Raw genomic sequence first — 15,402 nt, 5'->3', positions numbered from 1 at the left:
CGGCGGCACGGCGTGCCGCCTAATCCTCGTTATTGGCCGCTCGCCATTGATCAATCATTTCCGCCGTCACTTCTTTTACATAGCAAATCGGCGCCTCACCGCCCTGCCTGCTCCATGCGCTTCGTCCACCGCAGCGACTGCCGTTTCTGGCTGAATTAAACGGGCAGGCGCAGCTACCCGAATAGTCTGCGATGGACTCGGCTACAATCCGCTGCTGCACTTCCTCGTCCGACAGCCGGGCAGCCAGCGCCGGGTCTGCATAAAAAAATATTATCGCCAGGCTTAATACCCATTTTAATCTCATAGCGCCTGTCCTTACGATCTTCTTGCTGTTTGCAGCGGAAAGGGATGTTTTTATGTGCGACCTCAGGCTGTTTCAACCTCATCAATCAGCTCGGGACGCTGATTTTTGACATTGCCCACGGCCTTACTAACCGGATGCCAGGCAAATTCATCAATCGGGACGGCCCCCTCTTTTACTATTTCGCTCGCCTGCTCCGGGGTGGTTTTTTCACTTATCCAGGCAAGCGCGGCCTCTGGCGTCAGCACCAGCGGCCGACGATCGTGAATATCAAGGAGTCCTTTATCGCTGGCGGCCGTTACGATCAAGAAGCCCTCATGGTCGTCCTCTTTGTTAAAAGGCGCTTTACCGATGGCCGCAAAAAAAAGCGGCCCGCCGCTCTGATGATAAATAAAGTAAGGCTGCTTGTTACTGCCGTCGCGTTTCCATTCGTACCAGCCGTCGGCCATGACTATCGCCCGCCCGCTGCGCCAGAGCGGCTTAAACATTTTGCCCGTCGCCGCCGTTTCCGATTTAGCGTTAATCAGCGGCTGCTTATGCCACCATTCCGGGCTGTATCCCCAATGGACAGGATCGAGATGAAGCGTCGCGTCACGTTCATTGAGCAACAGTACGCGCGTACCTGGCGCCACGTTATAGCGGCCAAGCGGCTCTGGATCGTAAGCGATATCCCGCTCGATACTGTTGCTCAAGGCTTCCAGATAAGCCTCACGGGATCGGTATTGAGTAAAACGTCCGCACATAATCGTCTCCTTTTCGATAAGCGTAGCAGCGAAAAACGGCAGGCCGCCCATGCCGTTCCCTTTTTTTCACGCGCTCGCAGCAGGCATGATTCGCCCTTTTGTAACGAAAGTTTATTAGTTACTGTCGCTTACCTTACCGCCGCAGGCTGAGCTGGACAGCCTGGCGGAAACAGCGTGATAGTACTGTTTTTTTATCAGGATCCTTATTGGGATTTATAAGCGTATATTATCTTTGCTTCGTCACTTACAGAGAACAGAGATGAAAAAAACGACCTTGCTTTTGCTGGCGTCCCTGATGGCTGTGCTGTCTGCTTCAGCATTCGCCTGTCCTAAGGGACAACATCCCCATGGCGGTACCGGTTCCCATCATAAAGGCGGCTATTGCTCTTACTGAGTCTTATTTTCAGAGCACCGCCCCCGAGTGATTTTTTATCAAGGCGCAAGCATTTATCAGCATGGCAAAGACCTGACACAGCAACATTGCGCCTTTTATAACGGCTTTAGATGAACAGGTTCAGCGCTCATCATCGCCGACCGCAAACAGCACTCCCCCCACCACAGATCGCCAGGCTCCCCCTGTCAGCAGTAAACTCAAAAAAGAACAGCATGCTGGCCGTCAGAAATCAGAGGGCAATGAACGGTTAGCGCGCTAAAAACCTGTAACGGCGCTGAATAAAGTGTTTATCAGCCTCCGACAAGAAGGTTTCTTTACGCCTTTGAGCAGGTATGGCATCACCTTATTTTTTAAAAAAGGATAGCGATGGCATCAGGAAGATATCAGGTATACAGGCTGCCGCCCGACACGGACGGCAGGTGCTGGCCGTCAGGCATGCGCTTCGCGGTCCGCCAACAGCTGGTCGACAAACGCGACGATTTCCGGCTTATCCCGCTCTATTTGCGCTATTTTTTCGGCAAATTTCGGCAGATACGCCTTATGGGCATACAGTAGCGCATCCAGCACTTTGATGGCCGTATCGCCAGCCGGGATCAGCGGATTGATGGTAAACGCATGCAGCGCCGCGCCATAATCGCCGGTCACGGCCGCTTCGATAGTGGTTTCCTCCATCGCCTTCATCAGCTGGATCATGCCTCGCGCCGCAGGCGGCAGCGCTCCCCAACGCAGCGGCTCCGGGCCATGCGCGGTAATAGCTGCCGTCACTTCCACAATACAGTCGAAAGGCAGATCGGCAATGGCGCCGTTATTGCGCGTTGACACCACCATCTGTTTACCGGTGTTGTTCTGGATAGCGGCGATCAGATCGCAGGCCGCATCGCTGTAGTGTGCGCCGCCGCGCTGGCTCAGCTCTTCCGGTTTGTAGTTAAGGTTGACGTCCTTGTAGAGTTCAAACAGCCGCTTTTCGGTTTTTTTCACCACCTCGGCGCGCGTTTCATACTGCCTGAATTCTTCAACAGCGTGCGCCAGCATCGGCTCCTGTAAATAGTAATAGCGATGATAGCCGCACGGCAGGATGCCAAGGTGTTTGACCTGCTCATAGTGGAAAGGGATCTGGTGAATATTTTTCAGGCCTTCATCAGAGCGATCGCGCTGTTCCGGCGCATAGATTTTATCGATCAGTTCGGCGGTGCGTTCATTTCCTTTGTTGTCCCAGACGCGGTGCCAGTGAAAATGGTTAAGCCCGGCGAACTTGAAGTTTAGTTCGGCCTCGGGGGTCTCCAGCAGCTCACAGGCCTGGGTGATATGGCTGAAAGGCACGTTGCACAGCCCCACCGTTTTTTCCCATTGACCATATTTTATCGCGGCTTCCGTCACCATCCCGGCCGGATTGGTAAAGTCGACCAGCCACGCGTTGGGACAAAGCACGCGCATATCGTCAATAATTTCCAGAATAACGGGAATGGTGCGGAACGCTTTAAACAGCCCGCCCGCACCGTTGGTTTCCTGCCCCAACAGGCCGTTGGCCAGCGGGATAACCTCATCCTTCAGGCGAGCATCCAGCAGCCCTACGCGAAACTGCGTGGTCACGTAGTCGGCATCTTTCAGCGCCGCTTTACGATCGAGCGTCAGATGAACCTGCCAGTCCAGTCCGGCCGCCGCAATCATACGCTTCGCCATATTGCCGACGATTTCCATTTTTTCGGCGCCGTCCGCAATATCCACCAGCCAGAGTTCCGCAATAGGTAACCGATCCTTGCGCAGGATCAGCCCTTCGATCAGTTCCGGGGTATAGCTGGATCCGCCGCCGATGGTGACAATCTTTATTTTGTTTTGCATACAAAAAGCTCCTTGAATGAGCGGACAGACAGAGAGTGGGCTGAAAGCAGGTAGCCCTGCCCCTCACCGCATGGATGATGAATGACTGAATAAAACCCGCTGGGCTTTATTTATGCCGGCTGTTCAGGTAGTGATACACCGCGCCCGTCAGCCCCGCGCTGTTGCCATGGCTGGCTCTGGCGACAGACACCGTCAGGCCATACCAGGCCAGATGCGCTTTGATCTCGTCGATAAAGCCTGGCCGTTCGGTTATGCCTCCCCCCAGGAAGAGACATTCCGGATCGAACAGATGCGCCAGGTTATAAATGCCCGAGCAAAGATCCTGATAAAATTGCGTAACCAGCCGGACGCAAATTTTATTTCCCTGGTCATAGCCAGCGAATATCTCTTCGCCCGTGACCGTTTCCAGCGGCCTGTCGCTTATCAGCGAATAGCGCCTGCGCAGGACCGCCAGCGTGCAGTTTTCATTCATGGTGTAGCTGTTCAGCCGTCCCGCGCCCGGCCGTTCGCTGAGCAGGTAGCCGAATTCGCCCGCCCTGAAACGATGCCCGCGCACCAGCTCACCGTTGCAAAAGAGCGCGCCGCCAATGCCCGTGCCGATAGTCATCATCAGAAAATCCCGCATCGTCTGCGCGTTACCCAGCCAGCGTTCGGCCAGCAACGCGCAGTTGGCGTCGTTTTCTACGCTAACGGGCAGGCCGGTTTTATTTTGTAGCCACGCCTGTAAAGCAAAGCCGTCAAAATCGCGCAGGGAGCCGCCCATCGTAATAAAGCCCGTCCAGGGATCGACGTAGCCGGGAACGCTCAGGGCTATTCCTTCGCATTCGGAATGGCTCGCCAGCCATGCCTGAATCGACGCCAGTATGTGCTCGCCGGAAAAATCCGGGACCGCCGTTTTTTCCTGCGCCAGGATCTCGCCCTTCTCGTTCAGCACGCCCATTTTTAAGGCGGTTCCGCCAATATCGTAAGCTGCAATTCTCATCATTCACTCCGGCTTGTTGGCGGGCGGCATGGCATCGCCCGTCAGGCCTTTCCGGTCAGCCGGATTTAAAGGGATGCACCGTCAGAGGCGATAACCTCTTTATACCAGTCGAAGCTTTTCTTTTTGGCGCGGGAGAAATCGCCGCTGCCGTCATCGCTGCGGTTAACGTAAATAAAACCGTAGCGCTTATCGTACTGTCCCGTGCCGAAAGAGACGCAGTCCAGGCAGCCCCAGGGCGTAAAGCCCATCAGATCGACACCATCCTCCAGCACGGCTTTTTTCATCTGCACAATATGCTCGCGCAGGTAGCTGATACGGTAGTCGTCGTTGATCTCGCCGTTCTCCTCGACCTTATCGAACGCGCCGAAGCCGTTTTCCACGATAAACAGCGGTTTCTGGTAGCGTTCATAGAGCATGTTAAGCGTGTAGCGCAGGCCGACCGGATCGATCTGCCAGCCCCAGTCGGAAGCTTTTACGTGCGGATTTTTGCGGCTGCCGGGGAACGCCTCCAGCGGCGTATCGTCAGTTTGCCGGGCGGTCGCGTACTCTACGGCGTTGCTCATGTAGTAGCTGAAGCCAAGGTAGTCGGTGCAGCCTTCGCGCAGCGTCTGCTCGTCTTCCGGCGCCATATTGATAGTAAATCCGCGCTGCGCCCACTCTTTGCGAACCCAGGCAGGGTAAGCTCCGCGCATATGCACATCGCCAAACAGATAGCGCTGCTGCATCGCTTTGTGCGCGTACATTACGTCGTCCGGATGACAGGACCACGGATAGAGCGGCACCATCGCCAGCATGCAGCCAATTTTAAAATCCGGATTGATGGCGTGGCCCAGCTTCACCACTCTGGCGCTGGCAACAAACTGGTGATGCAGCACCTGGTACATCACTTCTTCAGGGTTTTCGTGATCGGTAAAAATGACGCCGGAGTTGCTGTAGCCATACAGCGGCTTGCGCCAGTTGCGCTGATTGTTGATCTCGTTAAAGGTCATCCAGTATTTCACTTTGTGCTTATAGCGCTTTAGCACCACTTCGCTGTAGCGCACAAAGAGGTCAATCAGCTCCCGGTTAAGCCAGCCGCCATACTGTTTAACCAGATGCAGCGGCATTTCAAAGTGCGACAGCGTGATCACTGGCTCAATGCCGTGCTTTAACAGCTCGTCAAAAACGTCATCATAAAACTTCAGGCCCGCCTCGTTAGGCTCGACCTCGTCGCCCTGCGGGAAAATACGCGTCCAGGCGACAGAGGTGCGGAAACACTTAAAGCCCATTTCCGCAAACAGCGCGATATCTTCCTTGTAACGATGATAAAAATCCGTGGCGAGGTGATTAGGATAATTTTTACCGGCAATCACGCCGTCGGTGATTTCTCTGTCCACGCCGTGCGAACCGCCCGTCAGCACGTCGACAATGCTCGGGCCTTTGCCGCCCTCCTGCCAGCCGCCCTCAACCTGATGAGCAGCGACGGCGCCGCCCCATAAAAAATCAGCGGGTAATTTGTCAGACATAAATGGTTCCTTTTTAAAAACTACTGCGTACGGGTTTTGGTCAGCTCCTGCACTTCACGATGCAGGTAGATAATCTCTTCCACCAGCTCACGGCACAGCATGGCATTCATCAGGTGATCCTGTGCATGCACCAGGATCAGGTTGACCGGGATTTTGCCGCAGCCTTCGTCCGCGCCGATCAGCTCAGTCTGGATCCTGTGTGCTTCACGCACGGCTTTTGTCGCCTCCAGCAGCGAGGCGTCTGCCTCTTCCCAGCTATGCTTTCGCGCCGCCTGGAGCGCCTGCATGGCAGCAGAGCGCGCTTCACCGGCATGGATAATCAGCTCCATCACCGTCGTTTCCATATCCTGTGGTGCATCCATTATTTGGTCTCCTCAGCCAGAACCATGCCGTCAGCCATTTCCGCTTCCTGTTGCAGCAGCTGGCGTTCATACATTTTGAAGAACGGGTAATAAATTAACGCCGACAGGCCAATCAGAAACGCGACCAGCACCACCGCGCGCCAGTCCCACCCCGTAGACCAGGCAGCGCCAATCGGGCCGGGCGTAGTCCACGGCGCCAGGGAAATGGCATGGTTAATCAGGTTGGTGCGCGTCGCTGTCCAGGCGATAACCGCGTTGATCAGCGGCGTGGTCACAAAGGGAATAAACAGCAGCGGATTCATTACTACCGGCGAACCGAAAATGATGGGCTCGTTGATATTGAACATGCCGGGAACCAGGCCCAGACGACCGATCGAGCGCAGATGGGCAGACTTGCTGCGCAGATAAAGGATCACCAGACCCATAGTCGCGCCGGAGCCACCCACCGTAATAAAGAACTGCCAGAACGGCTCAACAAAGACTTTGGTGACCTCCTGCCCCGCGTTAAGCGCTTCCTGGTTAATACCCAGGTTAGCCAGCCAGAACGCCTGGAGCAGGCCGCCGACGATTGCCGCGCCGTGGATGCCGGCAAACCAGAGCAGATGGCACAGCAGCACGGCTATCAGCACGGCGGGCAATGAGTCCGCAGCGGACAGGATTGGCGCAAACAGAGACATAATTGCCTGCGGCAGGATCAGCCCGAAATGGCTCTCCATAAGCAGATTCAGCGGATAAAGCGTGAGGAAAATAACCAGGATCGGGATCAGCAGATCGAAAGACTGGCGGATTTTGGGCGGCACCTGTTCGGGAAGCTTAAAGCCAATATTGTACTTCGTCAGCAGATGCATGATTTCGGTACAGTACAGGCTGATAAGAATGGCGGTGAAGATGCCCTCACCGCCCAGAGAGGCAACCGACAGCGCACCATCTTTTTGCGGCGCGGCGACCACCAGAAAGGTCATCAGCGAGAGCAGCGCGGCCATCAGGCCGTTGAGCTTATAGCTCTGCGCCAGGTTATAGGCGATAGCGCTGGTGATGAAGACGGCCATAATCCCCATCGTCATATTGTAAGGCATCATCAGCTGGTCGTTATATTGCCTGACGATGCCCAGCCACCATTTTGCAAAAGCCCACTGGCTGTTTTCACTGAACGGCGGATGAGAAAACAACAGCATAAAGGAACCTACAATTAAAAATGGCATGGAAGCAATAAAGCCATCTTTAATAGCGACAACATGTCTTTGTGAAGATAAGCGCGCGGCTACCGGACTGATACGATTTTCAATCACCCCAAACAGCGAATCGGCCAGTGTGCTCATTATGCCCCCTGATGAGATTCAATAAGCGACAGGGCGGATTGCAGAATTTTTTCGCCGTTAAGCATCCCATAATCCATGGTGTTAATAACGGCAACCGGTTTATGGTATTCGGCCGCGCATTTCTGAAAATCATTGAGCTTGTATTTGATTTGCGGGCCCAGCAGGCAGCAGTCAAAATCAGCGATCTTTTCGCTGAACTCTTCCATGCCAACTGCCTGAATTTTCGTATCAATCCCGAGCTTTACGGCGGCCTTTTCCATCCGCTGCACCACCATGCTTGTGGACATGCCTGCAGAGCAACATAATAATATCTTGATCATAACATCCCCCTTTGTTTCCTGAATTTTTACGCGCCATTCGATCAGCCTGCAACCGGTTACAGATCCTCTTTTTGCTTTTTGTGATCCATCACCCACTCATTCATTAATTTATTTATCGCTAAACATAAAATAATGTGAGACCGGTTACAGATTATTTATTTATGACGTACCTGAATATATTTACCGTGCATCATTTAATCTTTTCTGGCGTGGCGAGAAAAAAATGCGGGTTTTAACCGCTGCGTTTTTGGTTACAATAAGCGGCCGATACAGAAAGGAAACTCTCCATGATTACGATGCTGGATGTGGCCAGGCGTGCTGGCGTCTCAAAAGCGACCGTTTCTCGCGTGCTGGCCGGGCATGGCTACGTGTCGAAAACGGTGCGGGACAAGGTCATGAGCGCCGTGGAGGAGATGGGCTACCGGCCTAACTTGCTGGCGCGTAATCTGGCGACCAACCGCAGCCAGAGCATTGGCCTGATGGTGCCCAATACCCTCTATAACGGCCCCTTTTTTAGCGAGCTGCTCTATCAGGTAGCGACGCTGACCGAACAGCTGGGGTCGCAGCTGGTGCTGGCCGACGGCAAACACACGGCGGACCAGGAGCGGCAGGCCATCAATTTTTTGATCGACAGCCGCTGCGATGCCCTGATCATTTATCCAAGATCGTTGAGCGTGGAAGAGATCGACGCGCTGATCCCGACGATCAGTAAGCCGATGCTGATCCTGAACCGCAGTTTAAAAACGTTCCCACACTATGCCGTCTGCGCCGATCATGAAAACGATACGTTCCAGGCGGTGGATTATCTGATCGGCCAGGGACATCGGGAAATCGCGTTTATCAAAGGCATGGCGGGATCCCATACCGGTCTCAGCCGACTGAACGGCTATTTATCCGCGCTAAAACGGCATGAGATTACGCCACATCCGGCGCTGATGCTGGAAGGCGGCTGGACTAACGAGAGCGGCAGGCTGGCGGCCTGCGAGCTGCTGCGGCGCAACGTCAGGTTTTCCGCTATTGTCGCCAGTAATGACGATATGGCGATCGGCGCCGCCTGCGCGCTGAGCGCCGTGGGGCTGAAAGTGCCGGACGATGTCTCCCTGCTCAGCTTTGATGATATCCCCGTCGCCGCCTATGTGACGCCAGCGCTGACTACCGTACGCGTGCCGGTTGCAAAGATGGTGTCCAGCGCGATGATGCAGCTGGCGAAAATGCTGGATGGCGGGCAGGTCGAGCCGCTGGCGCTGATGCCGGGCGAACTGATCCGCCGGCAGTCGGTGGGGATCGGGCCTTATGGTAAGGCGCAGGAGAGATGAAGTCTGCCAGGGATCGGCAAGCCGTTATCTTACTTTTCCCGTTACAAACCCGGCGATCTCACGGTTTCCTGAGGTATAGCCTGGGGATTCTCTCTCCCGTCAGATGTGCTGTTATAACTCTGTAGCGATCACACCACTTTTGCATGAAACAGTAGAATTATTTATATTATCTGCAAATTTTTCAAAGGCGATGGCATTGCCACGCTTAGAGCAATCACTAGGCACGTCATGTAGCCCAGGATATTGTGTGGTGAAGAGATCCGGACATCTTAATAATCAGGTGTGGAAACGGTTCAGGGATGCCCCTTTTAAGAGTGGGTTATAACCTGTTTCCATTGCGAGACGGGGCGTTAGCACTATTTAAACTGCGCTTATTATGTACCGTTTTAAAAGGATTTGGATAAAGGCCTGGAATATAAAAAGCCAACATAAAATTTACATCCTATGTTGGCTACATATTGCAAAACTCAGCTTACATGTGCTGAATCATAGCATCGCCAAACTCTGAAGATTTCAGCAGTTTAGCGCCGTCCATCAGACGTTCGAAGTCATAGGTCACGGTTTTGGCCGCGATGGCACCTTCCATACCTTTAACAATCAGGTCTGCGGCTTCGAACCAGCCCATGTGACGCAGCATCATTTCTGCGGACAGAATAACGGAACCCGGGTTCACTTTATCCTGACCTGCATATTTAGGCGCCGTACCGTGGGTGGCTTCAAACAGCGCGCATTCGTCGCCGATGTTTGCGCCAGGTGCGATACCGATACCGCCAACCTGCGCCGCCAGGGCGTCGGAGATGTAATCGCCGTTCAGGTTCATACAGGCGATAACGTCATATTCTGCCGGACGCAGCAGGATCTGCTGCAGGAACGCATCGGCGATCACGTCTTTGATAACGATCTCTTTGCCGGTGTTCGGGTTTTTGATCTTCATCCACGGGCCGCCGTCAATCAGCTCGCCGCCGAACTCGTCTTTCGCCAGCTGGTAACCCCAGTCTTTGAATGCGCCTTCGGTGAACTTCATGATGTTGCCTTTGTGCACCAGGGTCACAGAATCGCGATCGTTGGTGATGGCGTATTCAATCGCCGCGCGTACCAGGCGCCTGGTGCCTGCTTCTGAACATGGCTTCACGCCGATGCCGCACTGCTCAGGGAAGCGAATTTTCTTCACGCCCATTTCGTCGCGCAGGAATTTGAGCACCTTATCCGCTTCCGGCGTACCGGCTTTCCACTCGATACCGGCATAGATATCTTCGGAGTTTTCGCGGAAGATCACCATATCGGTCTCTTCAGGACGTTTAACCGGGCTTGGCGTGCCGGTGTAGTAACGGACCGGGCGCAGGCAGATATAGAGATCCAGCTGCTGGCGCAGGGCCACGTTCAGGGAACGAATACCGCCGCCAACTGGCGTGGTCAGTGGGCCTTTAATCGCCACACGGTACTCTTTGATTAAATCGAGGGTTTCCTGCGGTAGCCAGACGTCCTGGCCGTACAGCTCTACTGATTTCTCACCGGTATAAATTTCCATCCAGGAAATTTTACGCTCACCGTTATAAGCTTTCTGCACGGCGGCATCGACCACCTTGATCATCACGGGAGAAACGTCGACCCCAATACCGTCACCTTCAATAAAAGGGATGATTGGATTGTTTGGGACGTTCAGCTTGCCCTGATCCAGGGTGATTTTCTGACCTTCCGCCGGAACAACTACTTTGCTTTCCATTAACCTCTCCTTCGAGCGCTTTTTTGTTAATGATTTGTAAGATGCGCGTCAATACTACTCGAATATTCACGCCGCGCCAATCTTCACCGCTTTGCGTTATAATGCGCCCATTGTGAACAAGTGCAAAGACTATGCGTAAATCTTCCGTTAATAATCACCGCCTTAAACGATTCAGCCCGGCCCGCAGCGCCAAAGCCGCTGACAAGGGGCCAAGGCGTGTTATCGTTTTTAACAAACCCTTTGACGTCCTGCCGCAGTTCAGCGACGAGGCAGGCCGCAGCACGTTAAAAGATTTTATTCCCGTTAGCGGCGTTTATGCTGCCGGCCGTCTGGACCGCGACAGCGAAGGCCTGATGGTGCTGACCAACGACGGCGCGCTGCAGGCTAAGCTGACGCAGCCGGGCAAACGCACCGGAAAAATCTATTATGTTCAGGTGGAAGGCGCACCGGGCGAGCGTGATATTCAGCCGCTGCGCGATGGCGTTAATCTGAAAGATGGCCCTACGCTGCCCGCTGGCGTAGAAATCGTCGAGGAGCCGGAGTGGATTTGGCCGCGCAACCCGCCGGTACGCGAGCGCAAGGCTATTCCCACCAGCTGGCTGAAAATCACTTTATTCGAGGGTCGGAACCGTCAGGTGCGGCGCATGACCGCCCATATCGGCTTCCCTACCCTGCGTCTGATCCGCTTTGCTATGGGCAATACGGCGCTGCAAAACTTATCGCCCGGCGAATGGCGCGACGTCACCGGCGACTTTCCCCTCTAAGCCTGCAAGGAGTCAGCATGTTTAAACCGCACGTTACCGTAGCCACCGTCGTTCAGGCGGAAGGCCAGTTTTTGGTGGTTGAGGAAATGGTGCGCGGCCGCGCCACCTGGAACCAGCCCGCAGGCCACCTGGAAGCCAACGAGACCCTGCTGCAGGCCGCCGCGCGCGAGCTGTACGAGGAGACGGGCCTGGAGGCCGTTCCTCAGGTTTTTCTGCGGCTTCATCAATGGATCGCGCCCGACAATACGCCGTTTCTGCGTTTTTTGTTCGCGCTGGATTTACCGAAAATGCTGCCGACCAGCCCTCAGGATCGCGATATCGATCGCGCATTATGGTTGCCGCCGGAGGCGATTATCGGTGCGAAAAAGCTCCGTTCGCCGCTGGTTGCCGAAAGTTTGCGAATTTATCAGCAGGGCGTACGCTATCCGCTTGAGGTGCTGAGCGCGTTCCAGTGGCCCTTTAGCGAGGATGCGCCCGCCGCCGACGCGTGGTAGAATATGCCGCAATTTTAAAGTGCAGCCTTTAACTGCAACTCAAAGTCGGGTATTTCTCATGTCATTAGGTAAAAAAGTGATCGTCGGTATGTCCGGCGGCGTGGACTCCTCCGTTTCCGCCTGGTTACTGCAACAGCAGGGCTATCAGGTTGAAGGCCTGTTTATGAAAAACTGGGAAGAGGACGACGGTGAGGAATACTGTACCGCAGCGGAAGACCTGGCGGATGCGCAGGCGGTCTGCGACAAGCTGGGCATCCACCTGCATACGGTGAACTTTGCGGCGGAATACTGGGACAACGTGTTCGAGCATTTCCTCGAAGAGTATAAGGCTGGCCGCACGCCTAACCCGGATATTCTCTGCAACAAAGAGATCAAATTCAAAGCCTTCCTGGAGTTCGCGGCCGAAGATCTGGGCGCGGATTTTATCGCTACCGGTCACTACGTGCGTCGCCGCGACGTTGACGGCAAAAGCCAGCTTTTGCGCGGTCTGGACGACAACAAAGATCAAAGCTACTTCCTCTATACGCTGGGCCATGAGCAAATTGCGCAGAGCCTCTTTCCGGTTGGTGAACTGACCAAGCCAGAAGTGCGCCGCATTGCCGAAGATCTGGAACTGGTGACGGCGAAGAAGAAAGACTCTACCGGCATCTGCTTTATCGGCGAACGCAAGTTCCGCGATTTCCTGGGGCGCTATCTGCCCGCTCAGCCCGGCGCTATCGTCAGTACGGAAGGCGACGTCGTGGGCGAGCATCAGGGGCTGATGTATCACACGCTGGGCCAGCGCAAAGGACTGGGGATCGGCGGCACCAAAGAAGGCAGCGAAGAGCCGTGGTACGTGGTGGATAAAGACGTGGCGAACAATCTGCTGGTGGTTGCGCAGGGTCACGACCATCCGCGCCTGATGTCGGTCGGGCTGATCGCCCAGCAGCTGCATCTGGTCGACCGCGAAATTATCGCCGCGCCAATGCGCTGCACGGTGAAAACCCGCTATCGCCAGAGCGATATTCCCTGTACGGTAACGCCGCTGGGTGCCGATCGGCTGGAAGTGCGTTTTGACGAGCCGGTCGCGGCGGTCACGCCGGGCCAGTCCGCCGTGTTCTATCAGGGTGAAATCTGTCTGGGCGGCGGCATTATCGAAGAGCGTCTGCCGCTTTAAAAAGGTTATGCCGGGCGGGCCCCTGTCCGGCGGCGCATACAGGAGTTACCGTGGCGAAAAATTATTACGACATTACGCTGGCCCTCGCGGGCATCTGCCAGGGCGCGCACCTGGTGCAGCAGCTGGCGCATCAGGGACACTGCCCGCCCGAGTCGCTAAAGGTGTCGCTGTCGAGCGTGGTCGATCTCAACCCCTCCTCGACGCTCGCCGTTTACGGTGGCAAAGAAGAGAACCTGCGCTTCGGGCTGGAGACGCTGATTGCCGTGCTGAACAGCAGCAGCCGTCACGGCGCGGGCGCGGAGCTGACGCGCTACACCCTGAGCATGATGGTGCTGGAGCGCAAGCTGAGCGCCAGTAAAACCGCGCTGGACGAACTCTCAAAACGCATTGCGCAGCTGGATCGCCAGCTGGCGCATTACGACCTGGAATCCGATACGCTGCTGAGCGCTATGGCCGCCATCTATGTGGATGTGATTAGCCCGCTTGGCCCGCGTATCCAGGTCACCGGCTCGCCCGCCGTGCTGCAAAACTCGCAAATTCAGAGCAAAGTCCGCGCCGCGCTGCTGGCCGGTATTCGCTCCGCCGTACTCTGGCATCAGGTAGGCGGCGGCCGCCTGCAGCTGATGTTTTCACGCAATCGCCTTGTGAAAGAGGCGAAACAAATTTTATCCCGTTGTCCCCAACCTCTTTAATCTTCAGGAGTTACACTGATGGAATTATCCTCTCTGACTGCCGTCTCCCCTATTGATGGCCGTTATGGCGACAAAGTCAGCCCGCTGCGCGCTATTTTCAGCGAATTTGGCCTGCTGAAATTCCGCGTTGAGGTTGAAGTACGCTGGTTACAGAAACTGGCCGCCTGCGCAGAGATCAAGGAAGTTCCTGCATTTGACGCTGACGCAAACGCTTACCTTGATGCCATTGTCGCTAATTTCAACGAAGAAGACGCCGCGCGTATTAAAACCATCGAGCGTACCACCAACCATGATGTCAAAGCGGTTGAGTATTTCCTGAAAGAGAAAGTAGAGCCGGTTGCCGCGCTGCACGCCGTATCTGAATTTATTCACTTCGCCTGTACTTCTGAAGATATCAACAACCTCTCGCATGCGCTGATGCTTAACACTGCGCGTCGTGAAGTCATCGTGCCCTACTGGAACAAAATTATCGCGGCGGTTAAAGACCTGGCGGTACAGTATCGCGATATTCCGCTGCTTTCCCGTACGCACGGCCAGCCCGCCACGCCTTCCACGCTCGGCAAGGAGATGGCGAACGTCGCCTACCGCTTTGAGCGCCAGCTGCGTCAGCTGGAGCGCATCGAGGTGCTGGGTAAGCTCAACGGCGCGGTCGGCAACTACAACGCCCACATCGCCGCCTACCCGGAAGTGGACTGGCACCAGATGAGCGAAAGCTTCGTCACCTCGCTGGGCATTACCTGGAACCCCTACACCACCCAGATCGAGCCACACGACTACATTGCCGAAATGTTTGACTGCATCGCGCGCTTCAATACCATTCTGATCGACTTCGATCGCGACGTGTGGGGCTATATCGCGCTGAATCATTTCAAACAGAAAACCATTGCGGGCGAAATTGGTTCCTCCACCATGCCGCACAAGGTCAACCCAATCGACTTTGAAAACTCCGAGGGCAACCTGGGTCTGGCTAACGCCGTGATGCAGCACCTGGCAAGCAAGCTGCCGGTTTCCCGCTGGCAGCGCGATCTGACCGACTCCACGGTGTTGCGTAATCTGGGCGTCGGCATGGGCTATGCGCTGATCGCCTATCAGGCGACGCTGAAAGGCGTGTCCAAACTGGAAGTGAACCGCGATCGCCTTCTGGACGAACTGGATCACAACTGGGAGGTGCTGGCGGAACCAATCCAGACCGTGATGCGCCGTTACGGTATTGAAAAGCCTTACGAAAAACTGAAAGAGCTGACGCGCGGCAAGCGCGTGGATGCCGCAGGCATGAAAGCCTTTATCGATGGTCTGGCGCTGCCGGAAGAAGAGAAAACCCGCCTGAAGCTTATGACGCCCGCCAACTATCTGGGCCGCGCGGTGCAGATGGTCGACGAGCTGCCGTAATTTTCCGCGCGCCGTCTGGTTCGCGCTACATCAGAAGGCCGACGCAAGTCGGCCTGTGTTAATCTATTGTTTATCTGCTTTAACCTATACTTTCCTCAGATCG

At 55.1% G+C, this 15,402-nt stretch carries 15 protein-coding genes; 6 read left to right on the top strand and 9 right to left on the bottom strand.

Annotation, left to right across the window (positions count from 1 at the left end; all coding sequences use genetic code 11):
• Positions 1-19: 19 nt before the first annotated feature.
• The 8 genes from ACVWZ0_RS09300 to ACVWZ0_RS09265 all read right to left on the bottom strand — a co-directional run bounded on the left by ACVWZ0_RS09300 (position 20) and on the right by ACVWZ0_RS09265 (position 7,765).
• Positions 20-304, bottom strand: coding sequence for a hypothetical protein (locus ACVWZ0_RS09300; protein WP_253454541.1), 285 nt, complete (start codon positions 302-304; stop codon positions 20-22).
• A gap of 62 nt (positions 305-366) precedes the next feature.
• Positions 367-1,044 (bottom strand): SOS response-associated peptidase family protein, encoded by a 678-nt coding sequence (locus ACVWZ0_RS09295; RefSeq protein ID WP_253454542.1) that lies wholly within the window; start codon positions 1,042-1,044, stop codon positions 367-369.
• Between the two features lie 823 nt (positions 1,045-1,867).
• Complete coding sequence (locus ACVWZ0_RS09290) at positions 1,868-3,277, bottom strand: 6-phospho-beta-glucosidase (RefSeq protein WP_253454543.1); 1,410 nt, start codon at positions 3,275-3,277, stop codon at positions 1,868-1,870.
• Between the two features lie 106 nt (positions 3,278-3,383).
• Positions 3,384-4,259 carry an ROK family protein gene (locus ACVWZ0_RS09285; protein ID WP_253461012.1) on the bottom strand — a complete coding sequence of 292 codons (876 nt, stop codon included), beginning with the start codon at positions 4,257-4,259 and terminating at the stop codon, positions 3,384-3,386.
• Between the two features lie 65 nt (positions 4,260-4,324).
• Positions 4,325-5,764: a 6-phospho-beta-glucosidase gene (locus tag ACVWZ0_RS09280; RefSeq protein WP_253454544.1), complete on the bottom strand. Its 1,440-nt coding sequence runs from the start codon at positions 5,762-5,764 to the stop codon at positions 4,325-4,327.
• Between the two features lie 20 nt (positions 5,765-5,784).
• Positions 5,785-6,126: a PTS lactose/cellobiose transporter subunit IIA gene (locus tag ACVWZ0_RS09275; protein ID WP_253454545.1), complete on the bottom strand. Its 342-nt coding sequence runs from the start codon at positions 6,124-6,126 to the stop codon at positions 5,785-5,787.
• A complete protein-coding gene (locus tag ACVWZ0_RS09270; protein ID WP_253454546.1) occupies positions 6,126-7,445 on the bottom strand; it encodes a PTS sugar transporter subunit IIC in 1,320 nt (439 codons plus the stop codon). Before ACVWZ0_RS09270 ends, ACVWZ0_RS09275 begins: the two co-directional genes overlap by 1 nt.
• A complete protein-coding gene (locus ACVWZ0_RS09265; RefSeq protein WP_253454547.1) occupies positions 7,445-7,765 on the bottom strand; it encodes a PTS sugar transporter subunit IIB in 321 nt (106 codons plus the stop codon). The genes ACVWZ0_RS09270 and ACVWZ0_RS09265 overlap by 1 nt, the downstream gene beginning before the upstream one ends.
• 287 nt (positions 7,766-8,052) lie before the next feature.
• Here ACVWZ0_RS09265 and ACVWZ0_RS09260 point away from each other — a divergent pair, with 287 nt between their 5' ends.
• Positions 8,053-9,081, top strand: coding sequence for a LacI family DNA-binding transcriptional regulator (locus ACVWZ0_RS09260; RefSeq protein WP_253454548.1), 1,029 nt, complete (start codon positions 8,053-8,055; stop codon positions 9,079-9,081).
• Positions 9,082-9,553: 472 nt separating this feature from the next.
• On the opposite strand, the gene icd is transcribed toward ACVWZ0_RS09260, so the two are convergent.
• Positions 9,554-10,804 carry an NADP-dependent isocitrate dehydrogenase gene (gene icd, locus ACVWZ0_RS09255; RefSeq protein WP_253454549.1) on the bottom strand — a complete coding sequence of 417 codons (1,251 nt, stop codon included), beginning with the start codon at positions 10,802-10,804 and terminating at the stop codon, positions 9,554-9,556.
• Positions 10,805-10,935: 131 nt separating this feature from the next.
• On the opposite strand from icd, the gene rluE reads away from it, so the two are divergent.
• The 5 genes from rluE to purB are packed head-to-tail and all read left to right on the top strand — an operon-like array spanning position 10,936 to position 15,299.
• Positions 10,936-11,568, top strand: coding sequence for a 23S rRNA pseudouridine(2457) synthase RluE (gene rluE, locus ACVWZ0_RS09250; RefSeq protein ID WP_253454550.1), 633 nt, complete (start codon positions 10,936-10,938; stop codon positions 11,566-11,568).
• 17 nt (positions 11,569-11,585) lie between these two features.
• Positions 11,586-12,062: an NUDIX domain-containing protein gene (locus tag ACVWZ0_RS09245; RefSeq protein ID WP_125289649.1), complete on the top strand. Its 477-nt coding sequence runs from the start codon at positions 11,586-11,588 to the stop codon at positions 12,060-12,062.
• Between the two features lie 58 nt (positions 12,063-12,120).
• Entirely contained in the window at positions 12,121-13,218 is a 1,098-nt protein-coding gene (mnmA, locus tag ACVWZ0_RS09240; RefSeq protein ID WP_125289648.1) for a tRNA 2-thiouridine(34) synthase MnmA, read from the top strand.
• A 50-nt stretch (positions 13,219-13,268) separates the two neighbouring features.
• Positions 13,269-13,910, top strand: a complete 642-nt coding sequence (hflD, locus tag ACVWZ0_RS09235; protein ID WP_125289647.1) for a high frequency lysogenization protein HflD — start codon at positions 13,269-13,271, stop codon at positions 13,908-13,910.
• Between the two features lie 18 nt (positions 13,911-13,928).
• Positions 13,929-15,299: an adenylosuccinate lyase gene (gene purB / locus ACVWZ0_RS09230; RefSeq protein WP_125289646.1), complete on the top strand. Its 1,371-nt coding sequence runs from the start codon at positions 13,929-13,931 to the stop codon at positions 15,297-15,299.
• Positions 15,300-15,402: the final 103 nt, after the last annotated feature.

Source organism: Erwinia sp. TECH1 (assembly GCF_054057575.1).
The sequence above is the reverse complement of the archived record's forward strand: the minus strand, read 5'-3'. Positions and strand labels throughout refer to the sequence as shown.

What these genes read in the sequence shown, in the direction of transcription:
- rluE (WP_253454550.1), top strand. Translation starts at nt 10,936, where the DNA reads ATGCGTAAATCTTCCGTTAATAATCACCGCCTTAAACGATTCAGCCCG.
- ACVWZ0_RS09285 (WP_253461012.1), bottom strand. Translation starts at nt 4,259, where the DNA reads ATGAGAATTGCAGCTTACGATATTGGCGGAACCGCCTTAAAAATGGGC.
- purB (WP_125289646.1), top strand. Translation starts at nt 13,929, where the DNA reads ATGGAATTATCCTCTCTGACTGCCGTCTCCCCTATTGATGGCCGTTAT.
- ACVWZ0_RS09245 (WP_125289649.1), top strand. Translation starts at nt 11,586, where the DNA reads ATGTTTAAACCGCACGTTACCGTAGCCACCGTCGTTCAGGCGGAAGGC.
- ACVWZ0_RS09300 (WP_253454541.1), bottom strand. Translation starts at nt 304, where the DNA reads ATGAGATTAAAATGGGTATTAAGCCTGGCGATAATATTTTTTTATGCA.
- ACVWZ0_RS09260 (WP_253454548.1), top strand. Translation starts at nt 8,053, where the DNA reads ATGATTACGATGCTGGATGTGGCCAGGCGTGCTGGCGTCTCAAAAGCG.
- ACVWZ0_RS09265 (WP_253454547.1), bottom strand. Translation starts at nt 7,765, where the DNA reads ATGATCAAGATATTATTATGTTGCTCTGCAGGCATGTCCACAAGCATG.
- icd (WP_253454549.1), bottom strand. Translation starts at nt 10,804, where the DNA reads ATGGAAAGCAAAGTAGTTGTTCCGGCGGAAGGTCAGAAAATCACCCTG.
- ACVWZ0_RS09290 (WP_253454543.1), bottom strand. Translation starts at nt 3,277, where the DNA reads ATGCAAAACAAAATAAAGATTGTCACCATCGGCGGCGGATCCAGCTAT.
- ACVWZ0_RS09275 (WP_253454545.1), bottom strand. Translation starts at nt 6,126, where the DNA reads ATGGATGCACCACAGGATATGGAAACGACGGTGATGGAGCTGATTATC.
- ACVWZ0_RS09280 (WP_253454544.1), bottom strand. Translation starts at nt 5,764, where the DNA reads ATGTCTGACAAATTACCCGCTGATTTTTTATGGGGCGGCGCCGTCGCT.
- ACVWZ0_RS09295 (WP_253454542.1), bottom strand. Translation starts at nt 1,044, where the DNA reads ATGTGCGGACGTTTTACTCAATACCGATCCCGTGAGGCTTATCTGGAA.
- mnmA (WP_125289648.1), top strand. Translation starts at nt 12,121, where the DNA reads ATGTCATTAGGTAAAAAAGTGATCGTCGGTATGTCCGGCGGCGTGGAC.
- ACVWZ0_RS09270 (WP_253454546.1), bottom strand. Translation starts at nt 7,445, where the DNA reads ATGAGCACACTGGCCGATTCGCTGTTTGGGGTGATTGAAAATCGTATC.